Source organism: Aliterella atlantica CENA595 (genome assembly GCF_000952155.1).
GTDB classification, from domain to species: Bacteria; Cyanobacteriota; Cyanobacteriia; order Cyanobacteriales; family Chroococcidiopsidaceae; genus Aliterella; species Aliterella atlantica.
Map to the genome: position 1 here is coordinate 34,949 of NZ_JYON01000028.1, position 23,738 is coordinate 58,686.

Annotated in this window: 24 protein-coding genes and 4 pseudogenes; 13 read left to right on the forward strand and 15 right to left on the reverse strand. The window is 43.1% G+C overall.

Going from position 1 to position 23,738, the window contains the following annotated elements:
- Positions 1-69 precede the first annotated feature (69 nt).
- Positions 70-567, reverse strand: coding sequence for a DUF2808 domain-containing protein (locus UH38_RS20240; protein ID WP_045056500.1), 498 nt, complete (start codon positions 565-567; stop codon positions 70-72).
- Positions 568-1,008: 441 nt separating this feature from the next.
- On the opposite strand from UH38_RS20240, the gene UH38_RS25600 reads away from it, so the two are divergent.
- From UH38_RS25600 to fldA, 10 genes and pseudogenes are all read left to right on the forward strand, one after another.
- Positions 1,009-1,362: a four-helix bundle copper-binding protein gene (locus UH38_RS25600; RefSeq protein ID WP_072044959.1), complete on the forward strand. Its 354-nt coding sequence runs from the start codon at positions 1,009-1,011 to the stop codon at positions 1,360-1,362.
- A gap of 266 nt (positions 1,363-1,628) precedes the next feature.
- Positions 1,629-2,291, forward strand: coding sequence for a DUF305 domain-containing protein (locus UH38_RS20245; protein WP_045056530.1), 663 nt, complete (start codon positions 1,629-1,631; stop codon positions 2,289-2,291).
- Positions 2,292-2,467: 176 nt separating this feature from the next.
- Positions 2,468-2,848, forward strand: coding sequence for a hypothetical protein (locus tag UH38_RS27750; protein ID WP_045056501.1), 381 nt, complete (start codon positions 2,468-2,470; stop codon positions 2,846-2,848).
- A 298-nt stretch (positions 2,849-3,146) separates the two neighbouring features.
- A pseudogene (locus UH38_RS20255) lies at positions 3,147-3,743 on the forward strand (HAD-IC family P-type ATPase); the annotation flags it as partial.
- 143 nt (positions 3,744-3,886) lie between these two features.
- Positions 3,887-4,084, forward strand: coding sequence for a heavy-metal-associated domain-containing protein (locus tag UH38_RS20260; protein WP_045056503.1), 198 nt, complete (start codon positions 3,887-3,889; stop codon positions 4,082-4,084).
- Between the two features lie 36 nt (positions 4,085-4,120).
- Positions 4,121-6,388, forward strand: a complete 2,268-nt coding sequence (locus tag UH38_RS20265) for a heavy metal translocating P-type ATPase (RefSeq protein ID WP_045056504.1) — start codon at positions 4,121-4,123, stop codon at positions 6,386-6,388.
- A 39-nt stretch (positions 6,389-6,427) separates the two neighbouring features.
- Entirely contained in the window at positions 6,428-6,985 is a 558-nt protein-coding gene (locus UH38_RS20270; protein WP_045056505.1) for a cupredoxin domain-containing protein, read from the forward strand.
- Between the two features lie 243 nt (positions 6,986-7,228).
- Positions 7,229-7,642, forward strand: coding sequence for a heavy metal-responsive transcriptional regulator (locus UH38_RS20275; RefSeq protein WP_045056506.1), 414 nt, complete (start codon positions 7,229-7,231; stop codon positions 7,640-7,642).
- 236 nt (positions 7,643-7,878) lie between these two features.
- Positions 7,879-8,016, forward strand: coding sequence for a copper chaperone (locus UH38_RS26405; RefSeq protein ID WP_144405725.1), 138 nt, complete (start codon positions 7,879-7,881; stop codon positions 8,014-8,016).
- A gap of 103 nt (positions 8,017-8,119) precedes the next feature.
- Complete coding sequence (gene fldA / locus UH38_RS20280) at positions 8,120-8,632, forward strand: flavodoxin FldA (protein WP_045056507.1); 513 nt, start codon at positions 8,120-8,122, stop codon at positions 8,630-8,632.
- 100 nt (positions 8,633-8,732) lie between these two features.
- Here fldA and UH38_RS25605 read toward each other — a convergent pair.
- The 3 pseudogenes from UH38_RS25605 to UH38_RS20290 form a co-directional block, all read right to left on the reverse strand.
- A pseudogene (locus UH38_RS25605) lies at positions 8,733-8,888 on the reverse strand (transposase); the annotation flags it as partial.
- 10 nt (positions 8,889-8,898) lie between these two features.
- A pseudogene (locus UH38_RS20285) lies at positions 8,899-9,913 on the reverse strand (IS701 family transposase).
- 55 nt (positions 9,914-9,968) lie between these two features.
- Positions 9,969-10,664 (reverse strand): annotated as a pseudogene (locus UH38_RS20290) (IS982 family transposase); the annotation flags it as partial.
- A 190-nt stretch (positions 10,665-10,854) separates the two neighbouring features.
- Here UH38_RS20290 and UH38_RS27425 point away from each other — a divergent pair.
- Complete coding sequence (locus tag UH38_RS27425) at positions 10,855-11,328, forward strand: hypothetical protein (protein ID WP_200892535.1); 474 nt, start codon at positions 10,855-10,857, stop codon at positions 11,326-11,328.
- A gap of 40 nt (positions 11,329-11,368) precedes the next feature.
- A complete protein-coding gene (locus tag UH38_RS27430) occupies positions 11,369-11,578 on the forward strand; it encodes a hypothetical protein (RefSeq protein ID WP_200892536.1) in 210 nt (69 codons plus the stop codon).
- 68 nt (positions 11,579-11,646) lie between these two features.
- Here UH38_RS27430 and UH38_RS20300 read toward each other — a convergent pair whose 3' ends face one another.
- From UH38_RS20300 to UH38_RS20320, 5 genes are all read right to left on the reverse strand, one after another.
- Positions 11,647-12,141 carry a hypothetical protein gene (locus tag UH38_RS20300; protein ID WP_045056532.1) on the reverse strand — a complete coding sequence of 165 codons (495 nt, stop codon included), beginning with the start codon at positions 12,139-12,141 and terminating at the stop codon, positions 11,647-11,649.
- Positions 12,142-12,145: 4 nt separating this feature from the next.
- Positions 12,146-15,304: an efflux RND transporter permease subunit gene (locus tag UH38_RS20305; RefSeq protein ID WP_045056508.1), complete on the reverse strand. Its 3,159-nt coding sequence runs from the start codon at positions 15,302-15,304 to the stop codon at positions 12,146-12,148.
- A gap of 32 nt (positions 15,305-15,336) precedes the next feature.
- Positions 15,337-17,070: an efflux RND transporter periplasmic adaptor subunit gene (locus UH38_RS20310; protein ID WP_045056509.1), complete on the reverse strand. Its 1,734-nt coding sequence runs from the start codon at positions 17,068-17,070 to the stop codon at positions 15,337-15,339.
- A 267-nt stretch (positions 17,071-17,337) separates the two neighbouring features.
- Positions 17,338-18,063 (reverse strand): DUF305 domain-containing protein, encoded by a 726-nt coding sequence (locus UH38_RS20315; protein ID WP_045056510.1) that lies wholly within the window; start codon positions 18,061-18,063, stop codon positions 17,338-17,340.
- Between the two features lie 151 nt (positions 18,064-18,214).
- Positions 18,215-18,667, reverse strand: coding sequence for a heavy metal-responsive transcriptional regulator (locus tag UH38_RS20320; protein WP_045056511.1), 453 nt, complete (start codon positions 18,665-18,667; stop codon positions 18,215-18,217).
- A 188-nt stretch (positions 18,668-18,855) separates the two neighbouring features.
- On the opposite strand from UH38_RS20320, the gene UH38_RS20325 reads away from it, so the two are divergent.
- Positions 18,856-19,191 (forward strand): hypothetical protein, encoded by a 336-nt coding sequence (locus UH38_RS20325; RefSeq protein ID WP_045056512.1) that lies wholly within the window; start codon positions 18,856-18,858, stop codon positions 19,189-19,191.
- Positions 19,192-19,291: 100 nt separating this feature from the next.
- On the opposite strand, the gene UH38_RS20330 is transcribed toward UH38_RS20325, so the two are convergent.
- The 6 genes from UH38_RS20330 to UH38_RS20350 all read right to left on the reverse strand — a co-directional run bounded on the left by UH38_RS20330 (position 19,292) and on the right by UH38_RS20350 (position 23,677).
- Positions 19,292-19,954 carry a hypothetical protein gene (locus UH38_RS20330; protein WP_045056513.1) on the reverse strand — a complete coding sequence of 221 codons (663 nt, stop codon included), beginning with the start codon at positions 19,952-19,954 and terminating at the stop codon, positions 19,292-19,294.
- Positions 19,954-20,142 carry a hypothetical protein gene (locus UH38_RS25995; RefSeq protein ID WP_052672487.1) on the reverse strand — a complete coding sequence of 63 codons (189 nt, stop codon included), beginning with the start codon at positions 20,140-20,142 and terminating at the stop codon, positions 19,954-19,956. The genes UH38_RS20330 and UH38_RS25995 overlap by 1 nt, the downstream gene beginning before the upstream one ends.
- Before the next feature lie 21 nt (positions 20,143-20,163).
- Entirely contained in the window at positions 20,164-20,457 is a 294-nt protein-coding gene (locus tag UH38_RS26000) for a hypothetical protein (RefSeq protein WP_144405726.1), read from the reverse strand.
- 704 nt (positions 20,458-21,161) lie between these two features.
- Entirely contained in the window at positions 21,162-21,962 is an 801-nt protein-coding gene (locus tag UH38_RS25015) for a hypothetical protein (protein WP_052672489.1), read from the reverse strand.
- Positions 21,963-22,454: 492 nt separating this feature from the next.
- Positions 22,455-23,150 (reverse strand): hypothetical protein, encoded by a 696-nt coding sequence (locus UH38_RS20345; protein ID WP_045056514.1) that lies wholly within the window; start codon positions 23,148-23,150, stop codon positions 22,455-22,457.
- Complete coding sequence (locus UH38_RS20350; RefSeq protein WP_045056515.1) at positions 23,150-23,677, reverse strand: hypothetical protein; 528 nt, start codon at positions 23,675-23,677, stop codon at positions 23,150-23,152. Before UH38_RS20350 ends, UH38_RS20345 begins: the two co-directional genes overlap by 1 nt.
- Between the last annotated feature and the right edge of the window lie 61 nt (positions 23,678-23,738).

Genomic DNA, 23,738 nt, shown 5'->3' on the forward strand with positions numbered 1-23,738 from the left:
TTTTCCTCTACGTTCGCAGATCCTAATCCTTGAATCAAACAAGAAGACTAGGATCTGTTTTCTAATCAGTTAGTAAGTCTGAATTTGAGCCATGCCAATGCGTACATCTTCAGTCATTCCCACGCTTGTGCCATATACAGGATAAAGCAAAGTACGTCCTCGTGAGAGAAACGAAGTTTTAACACCCTTCATTGAAATTGATAGTGTTGTTTCTAGAGGTATAGGCTGAGAGAATACTATTGTAGCTCTTTCATCTTTGATAGAGACATTAGAGTCGATTTTCTTACCAGTTTGGTCAGTAACTACGATGCGATCGCTAACTTCAACACCTTCTGGGATGTCAATGGAGAGTTGTGATAGCTCCTTGCCTTGGACGTGCAATTCAAAGTGATGCGTAGTAATGGGTACTCTAGTACCGTTCGGATGTGCGTTGCTATGAACAATATGAGGAGCATTAGCATCCCGCAGTATTCCTCCTGCAAAGGCAGGCACTAAAGATAAGTAGAGCGAGGCTATCCCAGCAGGAATTGCTAAGGTAAAAGTAACAGGGCTAATTAGCTTTTTCATTGCGGCAGTCCTTGAATAATTAACAGGATTTTCTCCTTATTATTTAGTTTTGCACTCTTAAATGAAATCAAAATGAAACTCTAACTACTGACTTTAAACCTATGCGTTAATTTATCTTGATTTAAAACTGTTTGTTTAAAACTAGGTTACTTGTTTGTTCAAGAAATTATTTACTTCATCTTCAACAGCAGAATTTATTGTTTTATATACTTAGTCTTTTTCTAAAAATAAAATTATTGTAAGTTTTGTAGATTTAGTAATAGCTGTCACATCCGAGCATACAAAGATGAAATTTAGGTGAAATCAATGTGTTCCTCTAGGAAGAAATAACTAACTCTCCATTTGATAGACGTAAGTGTAATCACAATTTAATTAAGGTGAAACCGAAGAAGTAAGACCATTGCCTTCACTTGAATTTATTACATTGGAGGGAGTTAAATAATGACAGCATCTCAGTCCCATCAATCTTTACTCAAAACTTGTATTCAAGCTTGTTTTGAATGTCTACAGGAATGCGAAAACTGTGCCACTGCTTGCTTAAGTAGCGACATGGTACAAATGATGGCTCAATGTATCAAACTGTGCCGAGATTGCGCTGACACTTGCGACCTTTGCGCTCGTTTCATGTCCCGTAACTCAGACCTACACGCTCAGTTGTGCAGCGTCTGTGCCAAAGCCTGCGAACGCTGTGCCGCTGAATGCGAAAAGCACGACCACGACCATTGCAAGCGCTGTGCTGCATCCTGCCGACGCTGCGCTGAGTCTTGTCGCCAGATGGTAGCAATGGCTGCCTAGTTTATTGTTAGCAATAGCCGTAAAGCCGAGGGTTCTTATGCCTTCGGGGGATCATCTGATAGCCAGTTATTGAACTACTCGAAGTCATCACTACAAAATTGTGGTTATTTAGTCAAATGACCTCTTGACTTTTCAGCTAACTGGATAGTTTAACGTAGATTCAAAGCTATCGGGATTTGGAGAGTAGCAATGACAAGATTTCTACTCCGATTTGACGTTTACTCTGCTTAAACCGTTTGTTTCCTTAAATATCAATGACTCAAATAATGAACAGAAAATTTGCAATTTACAGCATTGTCGCTCTACTGGCAGGCAGCACTATCACGATCTTCTCCCTCACCGACAGCGCCAAAGCTGAAGACCACGCACAGGTGCAGTCTCCCCGACCAGCAAATACAATGCCTATGGAGCGTGGGATGGAGATGAGGGTTGAAGTTGATAAGCCGTTTATTGAAATGATGATTCCACATCATCAAAGTGCTAATAAAATGGCACAAATGGCTTTAAACCGAGCTACAAGTCCTGAAGTCAAAAAGCTGGCTCAATCCATCATCGAAGAACAAACCCGCGAAATCGAGCAAATGCAAACTTGGTACAAACAGTGGTATGGCACTGAAGTTCCTAGTAATGGCATGAACATGGGAATGCAGAACGGGATGGCTCAGTCCATGATGCAGATGGAGATGATGGATAGGGAAATGATGGAAACGCTAGAAAATGCCCAGAATTTTGATCGAGAATTTCTCCGTCAAATGACTCGTCATCATCAAATGGCAACGATGATGGCTGGCATGGTTGTTAACAGCGCTCAACATCGTGAAATTCGCAATCTAGCTCAAAACATTATCAAGAGTCAAAGTGCAGAAATTACCCAAATGCAACAGTTGCTTCAGGCGATGACTACTTCTAGTCAAAACACGTCTATTTAATCTAACAGGTAGTGATTCAACTCTTGTAAAGAAAGAGTGTGTAGCATTGCAATTCTGGATTAAGCAGCTTAAAGCAAAGTGGGCAGGTTATACACTGTTCACTTTGCTTTATTGGTAGGGGGATATAGCATAGCTGCAATGATCGCAATTTTACACATATTAAGGAGAATTCATTTATGAACCACAATCACCGTAATGATGAACAGGACCAACTCGATTCGGGATACGTTGGACACTACGGACACGAAAAGCAACTTGAAAGAAATCTGCCCGATCCTGACCCACAAGGTAGACAAGGTAGTCATAATAAACACGCTAGTCATGATAAACACGCTGGACATAGCCCAGAGATATTTAAACGGCGCTTCTTCATTTGCCTCCTACTAACGTTACCAGTCCTCTATTTTTCACCAATGTTTCAGGATTGGTTTAGTTATCAAGCCGTTCAGTTTCTGGGGGTGAACTGGGTTACGCCTATTCTCTCAACCATTATTTATTTTTATGGTGGTTGGGTTTTTCTGCGAGGAACTTGTTATGAGTGCCTATCTCATGGTTAGTCTTCACTGGGATAGTTTCAATCAATCTTTGCTGACAATTCCTCGTAAGTTCCAATCCCATGAAAGCTGGGATGAGAACCTTGGCTGGAAAAACCCCCTTAATAATCTTCGTCTAATCCTACAACCTTTTGTTTGCTTTAATTTGATTAAGCGCTGGTTAAAGGTATTTCCCATTCCACAATTATCTCTCGGTTTTCCTCGCCTAATCTCTATCATGAATCAGTTTGATTGTCTTAGATTGTTAACTGACTTATCGAGGGAATTCTTATTTTCTTCTGCCTAGAGTGACAGAAGAAAGTTAGCTTTGATGAACAAAGGGCAAGTGCTGGCGGTATTCGGGTTAGCAGATCGAGTACGAGAACGCGCACGGGAGGCAATTCAACGCTTGCACGAGATGGGAATTCAAACGGTGATGATCACGGGAGATGCTGAAGCCGTCGCGAAGACAGTGGCAACAGAATTAAATATTGATCGCTACTATGCTCGTGTGCTTCCCCAAGATAAAGCTGCGCTGATCCGACGGTTAAAAGCTGAGAAACCTACTGCTTTTGTGGGTGATGGTATCAATGATGCTCCTGCTCTATTTGAGGCGGATTTGGGGCTGGCGATCGGATCTGGGACGAATGTGGCAATTGAGTCGGCGGACTTAGTATTAGTTAAAAGCGATCCGTTAGATGCGACCTATGCACTCAAACTTGCCAAAGCTACCTACAACAAAATGATTCAAAACTTGTTCTGGGCAACAGGCTATAACGTAATTGAAATTCCATTAGCGGCTGGAGTGGCTTACCCTTTAGGGATTCTGCTGACTCCAGCCGTTGGAGCCATACTTATGACTGTTTCTACAGTAGTTGTCTCAATCAATGCGATATTGCTACGTCGCGTTAGCATTTGAGCGTTAGTCGAAGTAAAGATATTAATCTTACACCTACTCCCAAAGATAGAGATTTAAACTGCCCCCTTGACTCTCCATCTCACTGGAGAATGCAAGATAAAGCTAGGTCTTAAACTTAAATATTTTTCTTTACTTCTAAATCTATGACACTTCAACTCAAAGTCTCTAATATGGCTTGTTCTGCTTGTGTAACAACCATCACTAACGCTATTACAGTTATCGATCCAACGGCAAAAGTCGAAGCTGACTCAAAAACAAAACTTGTCAACATTGAAACACAGCAATCTGAAGCTGCGGTGAAAGAGGCGATCTCCCTAGCTGGATATACTGTCGCCCAGTAAGTGAGATGTAGTCAAAATAAGTAAGTGAGGTGAGCGATGAATAAAAATAATGCAACGCTTAAATTGCGAGGCATGAGTTGTGCCTCCTGTGCAAATAGTATTGAAGACGCAATTCAATCTGTTCCAGGTGTGAGTGAATGCAGCGTAAATTTTGGAGCAGAACTTGCTAGTGTCACATATGACTCTGAAAAAACTGACTTGGAAGCAATTCAGGATGCCATAGATGCTGCTGGATACTCCGGTCAACCAGTGCAGGAACAAGACATACTCACTGGAGATGATGATGCTGAACGTAAAGCACGAATAGCAGAATCGCGGCAACTGACACGCAAGGTTTGGATTGGTGGAATCATTAGTACAATTCTGGTGATTGGTTCACTACCAGCAATGACGGGGTTGCATATTCCCTTGATTCCAATGTGGCTGCATAATTTTTGGCTGCAAGCAGTATTGACTGCACCAGTTCAGTTCTGGTGTGGCAAGTCTTTCTACATAAACAGTTGGAAAGCCTTGAAGCGTCATGCTGCTACGATGGATACCCTAATAGCGTTGGGAACCAGTGCAGCTTATTTCTATTCACTATTTGTCACAGTATTCCCCAGGTTTCTGATTGCCCAAGGGTTATCTCCCAGTGTTTACTATGAGGTGGCAGCAGTTGTAATTACGCTGATTCTATTGGGGAAGTTATTTGAAAACCGTGCTAAAGGACAGACTTCTGAGGCTATTCGTAAACTGATGGGCTTGCAAGCAAGAACTGCCCGAATTATCCGCAATGGTAAAGAGATGGAAGTCCCAATCGCCGAAGTTCAGATTGGCGATGTTATTCTAGTACGTCCTGGTGAGAAAATTCCCACTGATGGTGAAGTGATTGAAGGCTCATCGACAGTAGATGAGGCGATGGTGACAGGGGAAAGTGTAGCTGTCAAAAAGCAACCTGGTGATGAAGTAATTGGAGCTACGATTAACAAAACTGGCAGCTTCAAATTTAGAACGACACGGGTAGGTAAGGATACGTTTCTTGCCCAAATAGTAAAACTGGTGCAACAGGCGCAGGGTTCTAAAGCACCAATTCAAAGATTATCTGACCAGGTTACAGGCTGGTTTGTGCCTGCTGTAATTGCCATAGCGATCGCTACCTTTATCATCTGGTATAACTTCATGGGTAATGTCACCCTAGCAATAATTACAACTGTAGGCGTATTAATTATTGCTTGTCCCTGTGCATTGGGTTTAGCGACTCCAACATCAATTATGGTTGGGACAGGAAAAGGTGCAGAAAACGGCATCTTAATTAAAGGTGCAGACAGCTTGGAACTAGCGCACAAATTGCAAACAATTGTTTTAGACAAAACTGGGACATTAACGCAAGGAAAACCTACAGTAACTGATTTTATAACTGTTGAGGGGACTGCTAACAATAACGAACTCAAATTGTTGCAGCTAGCAGCATCAATAGAACGAAATTCAGAGCATCCAATAGCTGAAGCAGTGGTACAGTATGCTCAATCTCAAGCCGTCGATTTGACGGTAGTACAAAATTTTCAGGCGATCGCAGGGAGTGGGGTACAAGGAAATGTGTCAAATAAACTTGTACAGGTTGGTACTAGGCGCTGGATGAGCGAACTAGGAATTGATACCCAAGCTTTAAAATCGCGCTGGGATAGGTTGGAGTATCTAGGCAAAACTGTGATTTGGATTGCTGTTGATGGAAAGGTGCAAGGAATCATGGCAATTTCTGATGCTCTTAAACCATCCTCTGCTCGTGTAGTTCAAACACTGCAAAAACTGGGTTTGGAAGTAGTTATGTTAACTGGAGATAATCAGCGAACTGCGGAAATAATTGCTCGTGAGGTGGGAATCAAGCGAGTATTGGCAGAAGTGCGTCCAGACCAAAAAGCGGCTACTGTAGAGCAACTTCAAGCAGAGGAAAAGGTTGTGGCAATGGTAGGAGACGGGATCAACGATGCTCCTGCCTTAGCGCAGGCAGATGTAGGAATTGCTATTGGTACAGGAACAGATATAGCGATCGCCGCTAGTGACATCACTCTCATTTCTGGCGACTTGCAAGGAATTGTCACTGCTATCCAACTGTCTCGCGCCACAATCCGAAACATTCGTCAAAATCTCTTCTTTGCGTTTATCTATAACGTTGCTGGGATTCCGATTGCTGCGGGTATCTTGTTTCCCTTCTTTGGTTGGCTCCTTAGCCCCATCATTGCTGGAGCAGCAATGGCATTTAGTTCAGTCTCAGTAGTAACAAATTCTCTACGACTGCGTTCTTTCCAGCCCAAAGCTACTGTTTAACTTTTAGTTTCAGCAATTTTAAATAAAAGGAGCTACAAAATGTTCAAAAAAGCCACCTTTTTTGGTACGTTAGCAGGATTAGGATTTTTGCTCGGTGCAATATCAGGAGCGCTAGCCGCTGAAATGCCTGGCGAACCAAGCACGCCGAACACACAATTTCGTCGCATCGAACAACCATTGAAAAACAAAGCGGCTGTGACGCTGGGTGGATTAGGACTGATTGGTTTGGAACTCTGGTGGTTCCTGTTGAGCAAGCCCAAATCTCAACAGGTGGAAGCCCGTCAGGGAATTTCAGAAGTTGCTATAACTGTTGACGGTGGTTACGAGCCAAGCCGCATTGTTGTGCAAGTAGGACAACCAGTACGGCTTAACTTCCTCCGGCGCGACCCTAGTAGTTGTCTAGAGGAAGTGAGATTACCTGATTTCCATATTGCACAGAGCTTGCCGCTCAATCAAGTCACAACAATTGAGTTTACTCCTACACAACCAGGAAGCTATGAATTTGCCTGTGGGATGAATATGTTTCGCGGGATGGTAGAAGTGCGAAATTCTAATGCTTCTAGCCCAGAAAAGCTCTTGTCTCAAACATCAGCCTGAACTGAGTAATTTAACTGCTTTTGTCATATTTGACCCTTGGTATAAATTTTTTAGCTAAAAAATTTATACCAAGTAGGTTCAATTGTGGCGTTTTCAATAAGGGTGCAGGGAAGAGAAGGTTACTTGTATGAATGCTACTTGGTACTAGGTTACAAATGTTCTTGAATCTCTTGACTCTACAGTTAACTAGAGATTTTAGGATAGATGAAGCTACTCAGAGGTTTATTTTTGTAGGAGTTGGATATGTTAGTTAAAGAAGCACCAAAACAAATTGGTTTAGTCGCGAAGGAAAGTGGTGTACCGATTAAGACAATTCGCTACTATGAGGAATTGGGTTTACTCAAGGCATTAAGTAGAACAGAAGGGGGATTTAGATTATTTGACTTGGATGTTTTTGCTCGCTTAAATTTCATCAAGCGCGCTCAAACTTTGGGATTAAGCTTACTAGAAATTAAAGAGTTTTTGGATATCCATGACCAAGGTGAGCTACCTTGCGATCGTCTTGAAGTAAAGCTTAAAGATAAGATTGTAACGATCGCGCAACAAATTGAACAGCTACAGATCCTAAAACTAGAGTTAGAAGGATTGCTTTCGGGTTGGGAAACTGTTCCAGAGATTCCTGAAAATACGATTTGCCCAATAATTGAACGAGCATAAAAACTGCCCTTGCCGTGACAATGGTAATTAAAGCAGTGCCGCTCCAAAAATTTCTTGATTACCCCCTTGACTCTCCATTTGACTAGACAATTTAAAGTAGTTTTAGATGCGGTGGAGTCAGTTATTGATAAGTTGAAAACCGCCGTTCAACTACTTACAAAGAGGTCACTATCAGTTATAGCAACACTCAAAATTACTACCTCAAACTAGCTTGTTAATATTGCGTAAAGGTCGTCATGAAAGTAGTAAAGACTATTGACGCTGAGGCAAAGGTTAAAGCTGATACCAAAACTCAAGTAATTAATGTAGAAACTAAAGCTCCGGCAGCAGTAATTAAGATAGCGCTGGCTGCTGTTAGCTATCTTATCACTTAATTTCTTCAGCGATCTCAATGTCAGTTAAGACAGTAACTGCTGATAGCTAAGTGTTAATAGTCTCAAGTTCTTTATTCAATTTGAATAATAAATAAGGAGAAATATGACTAAGATTGCTTTGTTTTACGGTACTCAAACAGGTTACACGCAAACAGCATCTGAAATAATTCATAAAGAATTTGGCGGAGACTGTGTTGTAAGTCTAACTGATATTTCAAAAGCTGAATTAAGTGATTTTGAAGGCTACGAATACATTATTATCGGTTGTCCAACTTGGAATGTTGGTGAGCTACAACGTGACTGGGAAGATTTCTACGAGCAGCTAGATAGCATTGATTTTAGTGGGAAGAAAGTTGCTTACTTCGGAGAAGGAGATCAGGTTGGTTATCCTGATACTTTCCAAGATGCAATGGGTATTCTGGAAGAAAAAATTTCCGAACTCGGCGGCGAAACAGTTGGTTATTGGTCTACAGATGGTTACGAGTTTACTGATTCTAAAGCTGTCCGTGATGGAAAGTTTGTGGGTCTGGCTTTAGATCAAGACAATCAATCCCAATTGAGCAATGAGCGAATTAAAGCTTGGGTTTTCCAATTGAAGCAAGAGTTTGCACTTTAGGAGGTAAGTTTCATGAAGATATTGATGACTGTGATCGCTGCTACTGCAACTTTATTATTTAACGTCAGTTCGGGTTAAGCAAATACAGGTGAAGCTGATTCTAAATAAAAGAGGGCTTCTTAGGCTGATGACAATAAGCAATCAAACCACATAAGACATTAATTGCAAAATTGACAGGGCTGCGATGGCGGGAATGCTCAATTTGGGAAATATTTTTGAGTTGGTCAATGATAGTTTCGATAATGGAGCGTTTACGACTTCAGGACTTACGCAAGAAGCATGGAAACCGAAGGATGTTTCAACTGCTGTATCAAGTAATCAGATAGCAGACCATGCTTGATTTGATAAATGGTTCTTGCACTCTGATAAGCAATGGTTTTGAGTCTTGTCCAGACTAGCAAGGCACAGGCGATATGATTGCGCTGGATTCGGGCTTTGCGGCATTGGCAAGCCTCAACTCCAGTCAACTGCTTAAGTTCTCGGTGAAACTCCTCAATCTTCCATCGCACGCCACACACCTGTTGTGTAGCCTCCGTGTTATCTTGAGTAAAATCGTTAGTGACCACAAATTCCGTGCGGTTGGTGGAAACCGTCACCCGAAAGAGTTTCGCTTTTTTATGAGCAGGAAAGCCACGAACTTTGATGAGCTTGCCTTGGTCTAAATCCTGTTGGCTCCAATTCAATTGTCCGACTTGCTGGTAAGGCTGTACTCCGCCACTATCATCCACTCGTCGGTTTACCTTCAGAGGACAATAGTAAACTTTACCTAGCCTATCGATTTGTGCCATCAACTTCTGAGTGGCATACCAGCTATCCATCAAGACATGGGTAAAAGCTAGCTGCTTGCTATAGACTGCTCCTTCTAGCATTTGTGCTACATGGTCTAATTTGCTATTGCCGTCCCCATCTGGGTCGTATAATCGGTAGTCAACTACCCAGAATTGTCCAGTTTCACCATTGACATACACGCAGCTAATTAGCCCAATTCCTCTAATTACCCGATGTTCTGTGCCACTATATGTAGCGACGTGTCAATTCGATGGAGGTAGAATAGCGTTTGTCTAGTACAGTATCATCAAACAATAGATACCCAGTATCCGAGCTAACGAGCGAGTATTTGACATTATCCCACAGCAATCTCGGGGTTAGTTTCTCCCCTCTGAGATAGCGATTGATGCGGTCGTGACTAATCCCCTGTAGATGCTCTGATAAGTTAGTAATCGTGTAGTTGATAGGGCTGCTCAACAAGTATTGACAGTAGTTTAATTTACTAAAGCTCATTGTCCTAGTTTAAGCCTACACCAACCTCTTTTTACTACCCTTGCGTAAGTCCTGGACTTAAAAGCTTGTCATGAAAACGCATTAAACGATTTTTCATATTGCGGCGAGGCTGGGCAAAAAACTCAATGCCAAAATTTTGCAATAACTTTTGAGCTAAGGAGCGAGAAACATAACCCCGATCGGCAAAGACTTTACCAAATAGAGAGCGCAATAAGCCAGGCACTGGCTTGCGCTCATCGATATTACCTGGAGTGATTTGAACGTTTAGTAGTTCACCAAGCTCATTAACTACTAGATGTAATTTAAAACCAAAGAACCAATCGACGGAGGTTTTGCCACGAGCAGCCAAGTTATTGAATACTCGATGTTGATTAATCCGACGATTGTGGCAAACCCTAAGACTGGTAGCATCGATAAAACTAATGCCTGTGCATTTACTAAAACAATCAGTCAGGTAAACACATAATGGAATTAATGTCGAAGGCATCCATTCCACAAACCGTTGGTAGCTGGGCAATCTAGGAAATTCCCTCTGCCAGTGAACGCTGACATAGTTGATGTAATAGTGCTTGAAATTGCGATAGTGATGCTGATGAAAACCAATCAGAATTGTTATGATCTCGCTGAGACACAAGCCTCTTGCTCGTCTACGAGTTTGTAAACCATGACCCATTAGCTGCATATGCCATTGCGGCTCAAAATACTTACAAAAGTCATCAACCTGACAAAACAATTCTTCTAAACTAGACATAGGACGGGGGTGCTGAATACTTTGACTTAATTTCAGCTTACTTGCCCCCGCCTTTTCTTATCCCGAACTGACGTTATTTACACAAAGTTGCTCGACATCACCTAATGCTCAAGAACCGTCAACGGCAATTTCAGTTCAAAAGCACAACTATAAGCATTCAACGCAAGCAGGAAATCACGCGGGACATTCGATGCATGATGCAAGTGACACAAAAACAAATGCAGCGATTCAAGCAAAACTTACGGTTCCAGAAACGGTCGCAGTTAATGCTCCTGTCCTATTAGAAATTAATGTTCAAGATGCAACAGGGAAACCTATCAACAAGTTTGATGTTTCCCACGAACAACTGATGCATCTCATCGTAGTCAGTGATGACCTGCGGTTTTTCGGTCATCTACATCCACGTTATGAAGGTAACAGGCGTTTTACTGTCAAAGCGCAATTGCCCAGATCTGGAGAGTATACACGTTTTAGCGACTACAAACCCACTGGACAACCCACTCAAGTCTCGACACTCAAAACCCAAGTTCCAGGGGACAGCGCATCTTCCCTAGTCGTAAACTTCAAGCGTAGTCAAACATTTACCAACACTAAGGTCAATTTAGAGCTACCTACTGAAACAGTGAAAGCGGGTGAAGAAGTTGCTGTAACCCTTCAATCTTAAAGGCTCTAATAATCAGCCTGTCACTGATTTACAGCCTTATATGGGTGAACAGGGACACTTAGTAATTCTGCGTCAATCCGCCTCACTCACCTCAGCCGATTATATCCATGCTCACGCAATCAAAGATACAACTCCAGGAAAGGTTCAGTTTGTGACTAGCTTTCCCAACCCAGGGTTATACAAACTTTGGGGACAGTTCAACCGCAATGGTGAAATTGTCACGGCTGATTTTTGGGTGAAGGCGAATTAACTCTTATTGAGTAATTTAGCTGAGAATTTACCTCTAGCGTTAAATACTTCACAAGCGCTTTTGAAGTTTCACTGATTAAAACTAAAACGACCGTCTGCTTTGTCCCCGCCGACATCTGAACTAATTTTCACCTGATGCTGACCTGCTACTTTGCCAGGAAGTAAAGCCGTATAGTGCTTTCCTTCAGCGTCATAGGAGAGAGGAAGCGTCTTTTGAGTCCCATCGGGTAACTGAACTTGAGCCGTCACTTTTGCATTAGGGATTGCTTCATGAGTATCACCTTTTTGCAAATACAAATCTAAGTGTGTCCCTTCAGCTTCTACCTCAGTCACTAACTCTAAATGATATGGACCTGATTCTACAACTTGACCACCTGCTTGAGGTACTTTTGCAGTATCCGATGCTACATCAGTCTCACTACTCTGTTGGGTAGATGGCTGAGTTGATTGGACAACACTTGGGCTGTTACTAGGATTAGTAGCTTGGTTAATATTACTGCAAGCTCCTAATCCAATCAGTCCCAAGCTGCCTAAAACAATTAAGCTAACCTTCGATAATTTCATGTTTTTAACTCCTTGCTTTTTCATCGGTGTACTCCACGCCTTTATGGTTTAAATTCAAATCTGCTACAGCTAACCCAGTTTCGGAAACTTTCTTTTTTGGCAGCAAAATTTTGCCAAACTTTGCGTACAAAGCAGGCAACACTAGCAGTGTTAAAGCTGTAGAAGTAAATAACCCGCCTAATACGACTATAGAGAGGGGTTGCAAGATTTCCTTTCCTGGTCCACCCTCCACTACTAAAGGTGCTAAACCTAAAGCAGAAGTAAAAGCTGTCATTAAGATGGCATTGAGCCGTTCCATTGACCCAGAAATTATCACTTCTTTAAATGGCATACCTTCCGCAAACTTGGCATTGTAATTGTCCACTAGTAGTAATCCATTGCGAGTAGCGATCCCAAAGAGAGTGACAAAGCCAACAAGAGAAGCAATAGAAATAATCCCTCCAGTTAGAGCAACTGAAAATACTCCCCCTACCAAAGCTAAAGGCAAATTAATCATAATCATGGCAGTGGAGGAGATAGATTTGACAGAAAGATACATAATCACCGTAATGACTACAAAGGCTATGGCGCTGGAGATGAGAATATTCTGTGTAGCTCGTTCTTCTGCTTCAAATTGACCTGCATACTGGATATAGTAACCAGCGGGTGGATGTACCTGTTGCCTAACTTTTTCTCTAATTTCATTGACGGTGGAGCGTAAATCTCGCCCTTGAGCGTTAGCTGCAACAACAATTAAGCGAGAAACATTCTCGCGGTTGATAGTGTTAGGACCTGTACCATTATCAATTGTGGCAACTTGAGCTAAAGGAATTTTATTTCCATCAGGAGTATCAACTAGCAAATTCCGAATAATATCCAAGTTTTGACGAGCATCAGGTTTCAACCAGACAACAAGGTCAAAAGTTTGCTGTTTCTCTAAAATTTGGGACACTACTCGCCCGTTGAGCGCGCTTTCGATGATTTGGGAAAGTTGCCCGACGGTCAAACCATATCGACTAGCCATGTTACGGTCGAACTTGATTTGGATCTGTTCGATCGGAACTTGAGGTTCGAGTTGCAGGTCTACAATTCCTGCAACAGTTTTCATCACCTCATTCACCTGGCTACCAAGAGTACGGAGTTCCTCTAGGTCGGGACCAAAAATTTTGACGGCGATCGCGCTTCTCACTCCAGACAACACCTCATCCATTCGGTGAGAGATAAAACCACCAATATTAGGTGCTACCCCTGGTAGCCTGGCAAATTCCTGTCGCAGTTTTTCAAGAGTCTCCTCGCGATTTTCCATTCCGGCGGCACTCAACTCAATATCCAAATGCCCTAAGTTAACTCCTGCGGCATCAGCATCACCTGGCGTGCGTCCTGAACGTAGTTGTACGTAAGGAAATCTAGGGTCATCTTTGAGCGCTGCTTGGATAGTTTCCCCAGCACCATTAGTAGCTTCCAAAGAAACGCCTGGATATAGCAACAGTGTATTTACTAAAGTTTGCTCCTGGAACTCTGGTAAGAAGACACGACCCAAAGAGGGAACAATTAGACCTGCTGCTACTAAACTAGCAGCAGCGATCGCAATAATAATTCCCGACTGGCGTAGGGAAAACCTAATCAGAGGAGCATAAAGCCGCTTAAAAAATCTTGCTACCCAAGGTTCTGTCTCTGGTAAGCGACCGTGAGGTAGCAAGATTGCACACAATGCTGGGGTTACGGTCAAAGCTGTAACACTAGAAGCTAATACTGCAACTAGATAGCCAATGCCCATTGGAATAAAAATGCTGCCTTCTACACCAGCCAAAGCAAACACTGGGGAGAAGACAACTACTGTAATGATTGTGGCTCCAAATACTGAATCACGGACTTCTTGGCAACCTTCAAAGACAACCTCTAACACTGGACGAGGATGGAGAGAATATTTATTTTCTCGCAGACAACGATAAACATTTTCAGCATCTACAATCGCATCATCTACAGCCGAGCCAATTGCTACGGCTAACCCGCCCAATGTCATCGTATTTAAACCTTGCCCTAGCCAATTTAGCGCTAGGACTCCCAAAAGCAAGGACAAAGGAAGAGCAGTTAGACAAACCGCAAGATTCCGCCAATTCATTAAGAAGGGGATCAAAATGATCGCCACAATAATACCGCCCTCGACTAAAGCCCCCCTGACATTCTCAATGGAAGAGTCAATATAATTTTCTTGACGGAAAGTAGATGTGACTTTAATATCCTTGGGTAAGCCTGACTTAACTTCTGCCATTGCGGATTCAATCGCACGAGTAACAGTTGGAGTATCGGCAAGAGGCTGTTTATTGATCATGAGAATAATTGCCTTTTGACCGTTGAAGCTGCCATCACCGCGTTTAACACCTGCGCCGATTTGCACATCAGCAACATTTGTGATTTTTACAGGTGTCCCGTTGCGGGCGATAATTACTGATTGTTTAAGGTCTTCAATAGATTCAACTCGCCCAATCCCTCGGACTAATTTTTCTCGGTCAGGGGTAATTAAGTAACCCCCAGGAGCGTTGACATTGGCAGCAGAAGTAGCTTCTACAACATTTTCTAAGGAAACATCAAAAGCTTGTAACTTTGCTGGATCTACTAATACTTGATATTGACGAATGTCTCCCCCATACGCCACTACCTGGCTTACTCCAGGTACAGCTAGAAGGCGGTTAGTTACTTGCCAATCAACAATCCGCCTCACTTCCATTAGGGAAGTTGTATTAGACGTGAAAGCATATTGCAGAACAGTACCAATAGGGGAACTAATAGGAGAAATTTGCGGTGTTTCTACCCCTTGAGGAAGTTTACTCCCAGCTTGTTGCAATCGCTCGGTTATCAACTGCCGAGCCTGATAAATATCAGTTCCCCAGTTAAACACAACTTTGACAACAGAGATTCCCGCTGCACTTGAAGAGCGTACTGTTGTCACTCCTGGAGTCCCATTAATTGCACTCTCAATTGGTAAAGTAACTAAAGATTCTAATTCTTCTGGAGCAAGCCCAGGTGCTTCTGTTTGAATTTCAACTTGAGGGGGTGCAAAAGTAGGAAAAACATCTAAGGGCATCTGGATAATTGTCCGAAATATCCAAAATGTGAGGATAATTGCACCGAGAACAACCAACCAGCGTTTGGCAATTGACCATTTGATGATGGCACTAAGCATTTATAAGTTTTGAATATAGGTAATTGATATTTCTACTTTTGATTTCTGACTTGTGCCTCTTGACTTCTGACCTGATGATTATCATCTACTGAAGATACTTTGTCCCTAGAATTTGCGCCTAGATGCGATTCTGGTATGGAAATACGCTCGCTTGTTTTGGTAAGACTATGGGGAGAGTCTTCTACTGGATATACAGATCCTATAGATGCGGGTATTGCTTTAGATTTGCTGCGACGATTAGCCCAAAAAGTACCTGCTATGAAAGCGGTAGTGCCAAGCGTTGTTCCTCCTATGGCTCCAAGCAACCACCAAGGGCGAGAATAACTGTTCGCTGTTGCTGGTGGGGGTGCTTCCTTTGCTTCTGTCTCAGCTTCTTGATGCTCACTACCACCTCGCAAAGATTGAGCATAAAGTTGAGGCGCGCGTTGAGTAACGATTGAATCCCCTTCAAATAGTCCACTTTTCACCTCAACTAAATCACCAGAGGTTTGACCCAAAGTTATTTCAGTTGTCTGATAGCCATTGCCATTCTGAATATATACAAGTTGCTTACCATTTGCCTTAACTATAGCTGAACTGGGAATTACCAAAATGTCTTTTGATGTTTGGTTTGTCAAGACTTCTAATTGAGCAAACATCCCTGGCTTTAATCGTCCATTAGAGTTATTTAGTTCAGCTTTTACGGGAACTACCCGTGTTTCTCCTTCCACTACTGAACCAACCACCGTAATTATTCCGCTATAAGTCTGATTAGGCAAGCTGGCAATTTTTACGTTTACTCTTTGACCTATTTTGACAAGGTTTAAATCTTTCTCATAAATATCCGCTGTAGCTAAAACCTGACTATCATTGACGATAGTCATTAACTTACCTCCCGCATCCTGAAACGATTGACCGAGAGTAACTTCGCGATCGGCAATCCTCCCAGAGATGGGAGAAGTCACTGTCACTAGTCCCTTAGCATTGGCACGATTTCCCAGTTGAGCAAGCCGAGTTTGGTAAGCAGTGTCACTAAGACGGATACGCGACCTGGCTACTTCAACTGCTGATTGAGCGCGTTTGACCTGAGCTTGAGCTTCTATAACTTCTCGGCGGCTGTTAGCTGCAGTAAATTCTGCTTTAGCTTGCGCTAACTGAGTTTGGGATTCTAAAGCTTGGCGGCGCGGTAGCGCACCTTCAGTAGCTAATATCCTGTCTTTGTCGTACCTTTCTTGTGCAAAAGCTAGCTGACTTTGTGCCTCGGCTATCTCAGCCGTGGCTATTTGTATATATCGCTGATAATTCTGTTGGGCTAGTCTCAAATCGACTTGAGCTTGCTGTAAGTCTGCTTGTCCCTCAGCTTTTTTTTCCTGGGAGGCAACGCCAAGCTCCACTAATTCAGGCGCGGCTAAGACAGCTACGGGTTGGTTTGCTTTGACATAAGTACCAGGCTCTACTAAAAGTTCAGTTACTATGCCTGGAATTGGTGCAGTCACTTCCGCTTGTTTGTTAGGCAAGGTTTCAATCTGTCCAGTTGTATTGATTCCTGTAGCCAAACGCTGTCTATTAACAGGTTCTACTTTAATTCCTAAACGTTTAGCTGTCTGGGCATCGACTTGAATAGAGCCTGGAGTATTCGTTGCGCTGCTTCCTCCTTGAAATTCATTCCCATGCCCACCATGAGCTAAAACTGAAAAGGGAGTAGCTAATAGAATAACGCTTAGAAGCGTCCCAGAAACCTTGACGAGCGCTACAGGAAGTTGAGAAGAACCGGACTTTTGACTCATTAGAGATTTCCTTGACTACTGAGGTAGTAAAATAACGACTTGAGGGATACATTCTGCTCAGGCGTTAATATCTCGCACTCAGCAGCTACTTTTAAGAAGCAAGGTTAGAAGATTGCCCAATCAGCACGTATTATCCAGTTTGTCAGCCAAAAATGAAATTAGGATGAAATCGTCCAGAGTCTAGCTTAGGTATAGAGATTACTTCCTCTACTTTGGATACCGAGTTTGTCGCTACTGATTCATTTGATAAGTTCTGCTTCTTGTGCCTTAATGATGTTTTGAGCTAGTTGCTTTGGGATACCAAGTTTGTCGCCACTGATTCATTTGTGTAAGTTCTGCTTCTTGTGCCTTAATGATGTTTTGAGCTAGTTGCTTAATTTCGGGACGCTTGGATTTACTTAAAGCATCTTGAGCCATTGTGATAGCGCCCTCATGGTGGGCAGTCATAGCATCAATGAAGCGTAGGTCAAACTGGGCATCAGCCGCTCCTAAATCCGTATCCATCATCATGCCTTTCATTTGGTCAGAGGACATCTTCACCGTCTTTCCCATTTGAGAATTATGAGCCATTGGTTGAGCTTTCGCTTGGGGATACCAAGCTTGTCGCCATTGGTTCATCTGATTGATTTCTTGATTTTGATCTTTAATGATGGTATTTACTAGCTGTTTGATTTCCTGACGCTCCGATTTCTGTGCGGCTTCTTTTGCCATCTCCACAGCCCCTTGATGGTGTAACTTCATAGCATCAATGAAGCGCAAGTCGTAATTTGCATCTGCCGCACCTAAATCCATTGCCATGTCATGAGTCATACCATTACTATGCTCTATGCTATCCGTCCCGTCCCGCGTGGAGCTAGCGTCAGTAACATTGGTACTTGGAACTTGATTCTGGCTCTGTTCGGTACTAGAACAACCCGTAAGAATACCACCCATTAAGGATGTGGCTACAAGCGTCAATGATAAAAAGCTAGTTTTAAAAGAAATAGGTCGCATATATTTGGATCTACCTAGAACTAAAAATAGTGTGTTTTTCACAGCGTCTAGACAACGTGGCTTATTACTTACTCTTGCACCCAAAAATGAAATCAGGATGAAATTTGCTTGGGAGAAACGGCTTTCAAGTTCGGATAGAGACGACCTACGTTCAATGTTTGTCAGCAACTTGTTCAATCAAACTGCAAAGTTCCTGGCTATCAGGATCGTCAAGAGGGTGTTCTGCCCAGCGTTCCTGGTATGCTTCTAGTTCAGCCTTAAGTGTCTTCATCTGATCAATTTGCTTTTCAAGCAAAGTAATTTTCTGATTTAGCAAGTCTCGAACGATTGGACAGGCAGCGCTACCCTGTTCGCGAATACCTAATACTTGTTGTATTTCTGACAAAGAAAACTGAAGGGATTGGGCTTTTTTAATGAATTTTAAACGTTTGATGGTATCAGGAGCATAGTATCGATAACCATTTTCACTTCTATGAGCAGGTTCTAGCAACCTTAAGGTTTCGTAGTAGCGGACAGTTCCTACCGCTACATCTGCTTGCTCTGCCAGTTCTCCAATCTTGAGTAACTTGTTCTGAGATGATACTGAGCCAGCCTTTTTCAGCATAAATTATTTGCAATATATTTCCCCTGACTATAGCCTAAACTCTAAAGCTTGTTATAAACTTTAGAGTTTTACAGAATTATCTGGATAAATATTGTGCGTACCTACTTGACTCTCTAGCTAACTTGAGGGTTTAGCATACTACTAGTTTCTTAAGAACTAACGAATTTATACAAGAGTGCAAAGAGAAAATGAACATAACTACAAGAGCAAAAACATTATTGAGCGGTTCTATAGCTGGCTTAACATTAGTAGTCCTAGCAGCTAGCCCAACTTTGGCTAATACTCATAATGAGAAAACAATGCCCAATCAAGGTTCCAGCACTTCAGCTAGGGCAGAACTAGTCCAAAAGCTACTTAGTCAAAGAACAGCGCCAAATAGACCGACTACACCACAAACAAAGCAAATGGGATGCCCCTGCTGTCAATCCATGATGCAGGGTATGCCTGGAATGACAAATAAAATGCCAGGGATGATGCACAATATGCCAGGAATGATGGATAGCCAAAATAACCAATCTAGATAGGGTCTTGATTACCCCTGCTATATGACACGGCGTTAGAGCAGGGGTAAATTATTTAGAAGAACTTTAAACTATATCTTTACAACTGAAGCTAAGTGTATCTCTAGCAATCACTAATCCAAACATCCCACGCTTCTCGATAAAATTCCCCCTGACCATCCCACTGATAAGGCATAGGAGAATGCAGCAGCCCTAGCCATACTTCTACCAGGGGCATACCCAATGTCTGCTGCAACTGCCAAAGGGAAACCTTTGCCCCCTGGTGCTGCTGCATCCAGTGAGCGATCGCACTCTGCCACAGCGAAATATTCTCTTTGCCTGCCAACTCTAACAAATCCTGTTTCGCTAACCTTCTAGCTTGACGGGCGATTGCCTGAGCATCTTTTTTATCTACAAGCGTAACTACCGATCCAGGATTAACATCAATTTGTGCATCGTCAAACAAGTCTTCCATCAAATCTGACAAGTCGAGCGACATTGATTGGCGCATCAGACCAGAAAGGAAATCGTCATCTAAAACGGGTCCGTTAATATTATCAGTAAGTTCTAATCCATCTAGAATACCGTTGGCTCGTTTTACGTAGACTTCAATAATTTGCGAGATTGCATCTGCTGCCACTTGCAATTGTTGGTTTTTCTCTAAAGGAGCTAGAGCGCGCTCTAGCTCTTGCCAAAGCTCGTGAAAATTGGCAGCTTGTGGTTCATCAAGTGCGGATCGCAGGTCGCCCCATAAATCTAGTTCAAGTTGCTTAAAGGCAGTAACCATTAGTTCTCGTCCTGCTTAATCTTCAAGGGGCAGGGGTCGAGGGGACACAACCTGGGGTTTAGTTCGACCGTTGCCGCAATACCGCTAATAATTACTGCATATTGCTGATTAAACTGGGCGATCGCACCAGTAATGTATTCCTTAACCTGCATCCCAGTCCAACCCAGAGTATGCACTGGTTCGCGCACTGACTTCTTCTGCTGCCCAATCTATAGTTCAATAGACAGCGCGTGCAGTGGCTCATCCTTGCGTTGGCGGTAGAAATAGACGACGACAGCAGGGACGGTGGGGATATCAGTTAATTGGGCAGCAGATTCTTTCAGTCCTTGATACTTGAGGCGGCGATTGCGGTTGTATAATTTGCGCTTCCTGTAATAAGTGCGTCGTTTGTGACAGCGTTCACCTACCCAGCAGTTATCTCCCGATTCGCCATGACGAGCAATTGCACTCTCTACCGAAAGTTTGCTGCACTGCCTGCATTTGTCACTGGTTTTGGTTAGCATTATGCGATCGCCCTCTTTTAGCGAACAAATCACAAAATACATTTAAACTGTATCTACGACCAAAATGGTTCTGGATCTCAAACCAAATCAATCTAATAATGCCAAGTGATTAGTACATCAGGCATAGAGCGAATTTATAAAATTAAATTGATGTGTGAAGTGTGTCTGAAACTATTGCTATGCGAGGATTTTATCTTGATTGGATCGCGTATGGTTTCGGATCGAGGGTCTATTTCGATCTTTACATTGGGTGAAATTTTAGGGACAATTTGGCTACCAGTAAGCTCATAGCGTTCGTTGCTTTCTTGAGTCCTAAAAATTCTATCAAGCTAAGTTTGCGGGTAGCACGACACATAGACTTCGCCTTAAATCCTTGATTACAGTTATCTAGTTAGCTACCTAACCTATTGCTAATGCATGGCAGCAGCGATATCAGCAGACCAAGGAGGACAAGATTTGTGTGTGGAGCCAGCTAACAATTAACTAGATTAAATCTTCATGTCTAAGAGCCTGATTTAGCTATACAGGCAGAGATATTTTCACCTAAAGCCCCAAAATTGGATTTTTAAATAGAAATTTGCTTGTTTAAGCTCCCTGTTTGCCTAAGTGAACAGAAGAATTCAGCATAACTATCCCTTCAACTGACTGCCACGATTAAACCACTTCCGATCAAGTTCTAAAAAGCAAATACAGCTAAAGGATGCTCACTTTTCCTTAACGGCGGGCGTGGTGTCGAGCCAGTACCGAATAAAGCCAAGCTTGGGGGGAGTTCGTTCCAGTTCTCCTTTGACAGCAGTAACATCTGCCTTACTGCGATCGATTTCACGGCTCTTGAGCAACCAATAGACCGCAAATGTCCAGATACCCGCAACCTCAACGAGAAACACTGTGTAAGTCCCGAAGGGACGGAGATGAAAAAACTCCAACAGGGCAACCACTAGCGGAAACACCCACATCACCAGTCCAATAATGCGATACCACCATTGGTAAAATGCTTTTGTATTCGCGTCTTCGATCAGGGGTAGTGTATCTCCAGACCGAAAAATGCAAACATAGCCGATCGCCAGGAAGAACAGAATTGCGGCAACTCCATGAACTGAGATTTTCGGGCAGGTTGCGCCACAGGTCCAGTCCATCGGGAACATAGCGACGACGATCAGCAGCACGCCAGCAACATTGAGGGCTACGTTCTCGCGCCTTCCATATCCTCGGTAGAGTACCAGAAAAACGCCGATCGCCCAGAGAATGCCAACAAACCAGTTCCGCATTACCCCGTTGCCCGCAATCTCAAGCAGTCTTGGAGGTTGCGCTGTCGGCACAAAGGCATGGTAATAAGCACTGATTGAATCCTGAAGCGGCAGTCCATACTTGATGATTCCCCAAACTGCCAGAATGACTGGCAGCGCGATCGCCAAGTAACCAATTCCCTGCCGCAGCGCACCGTAAGTCGTAATGATGTGCTCCTCAATAGAAGATGGACCTAAAGGTAAACGAGTTTGAGCCATACAAGTTACTCACTTTTATTTGACAGATTGCTTTGTTTGATACAACAAGCCCGTCCTGCGTGAGTCCGTAGAACTTAAATAAGGTTCACATCTCTCAGCCAAAACTCCTTAAGATTGATTAGTTTTAAGTGCTATCGAGTGCGACCTCAATCTATTACCTAACAATTTAACGGTCAAGGTCAGCGGTTATTGATCGCCCTCTCCACCCCATCGAGTTCCCTATTCGGTCGGGGTGCAACGGGTTTGTTAGCTAGAGTACACACCGATCGCCTTCATACCCGTTTGTAGAAAATGGTTTGGTTTGGCTTCGGGGTTCATATCGAACTGTATCATAAAAATCAGAGCGACAAAGCTATTGCAACATAAGGTTTGCAGCCCTGCTAAAAATCTCAAACTTTAGTAAATGACAGGTGAACTAGATTAAACTAAATGCTTAAGTATATCTAACTGTATCCAAGCAACTGTATCTAACTGTATCCAAGTGTATCTCCATCAACCGCCGAGCCAAATATCCTGCGCCTCCCGATAAAATTCACCCGTAGTCTCCCACTGATACTGCGCCTGTGAATGCAACAACCCCAACCAAACCTTAACCAAGGATATATTTAGTACCTGATGTAATTGCCATAGAGAGATTTTCTTGCCCTGATGTTGCTGCATAGCTTGAGCGATCGCATCACACCAAGCAGAAATATCTTCATCATAAGCAACTTCTAAAGCTCGGCTTTTGAGTTCCTCATCAGATAAAGAAGAATCACTGCTAAAAGCGTTTGCCTCCAACTGTTCTACCATTGCTAATACAGCAGACTTATCGACTACACCTGCTACAGAATCGCGTGCTTTGGGAAGTGTTGAGACTCTGCGTTTGCGAGGTAAGGCAGGCTCCATCAAGTCGCTTAAGTCAACTGCCATCGACTGCCGCACGATATCGGCAAAAAAATCGTTTCTGACTTGGGGATCGCGGTAGGCGTTCTCCCAGTTGTCGATTAGTAAGTGCGATCGCAAAGAATAAAGTTGAGCTAGCTGTAAAATTGCCTCACCAGCCGCTTGCATTTGTACTGCTGGCGGTAAAGAAGAAATTTCCACCTCGGCTCGATCTATTACTGCGACTAAATCGACTAATTCAGGAGCGAGGCGGCACGACTGCAAGTGCGACCACAAAGGAAGTTCGAGTTGCTGATAATTCATTACTTTTGATGCTGATAGGGATTTAGATGCGCGGCATGATAGGAGCAAGGACGCACCGGACACTGGGCAACGGAGTGTTGCATCTCGCTGGCAAAGCGTTCAAAGCCAGAGCGCCGCCCGTTACCGTATTCTAAGTAGAGCGCGTTAAGTAGTTGCAGGGCATATTCTCTAACAAGGCGCGGTGGCAAACCAAAAGTATGCTGAGGTTGTGTCATAGCTTTAGGAATGCTGCCAATCCACAATTCCGCACAAATAGCATGGATGACAACTTCATCGTTTGGTTGCCGAGGCTTATCTAGGTAGGTATGCAAGACAACATAAGGAAAATCTGGCAAGGGTACTGTAACTTCATCAAGTGCCGATTTACGCTTATGCGATCGTCCTCTACCTTTGCGGTAGTAGGAGCGACGAGAGTGACAAATATCATCCTGCCAACAAGAGTCACCATCTTCGCCATGAAGCTTTCTTGCTTCGGTTGCAGTCAACAAGCTACAAGCCCAGCACTTTTCGTTCGTGGTTCTTCCCATAACTTAATTTGTTGTAAGGGCAGGGCAATCGTCTAAACTGCCTTTAATTATTGAAACAATA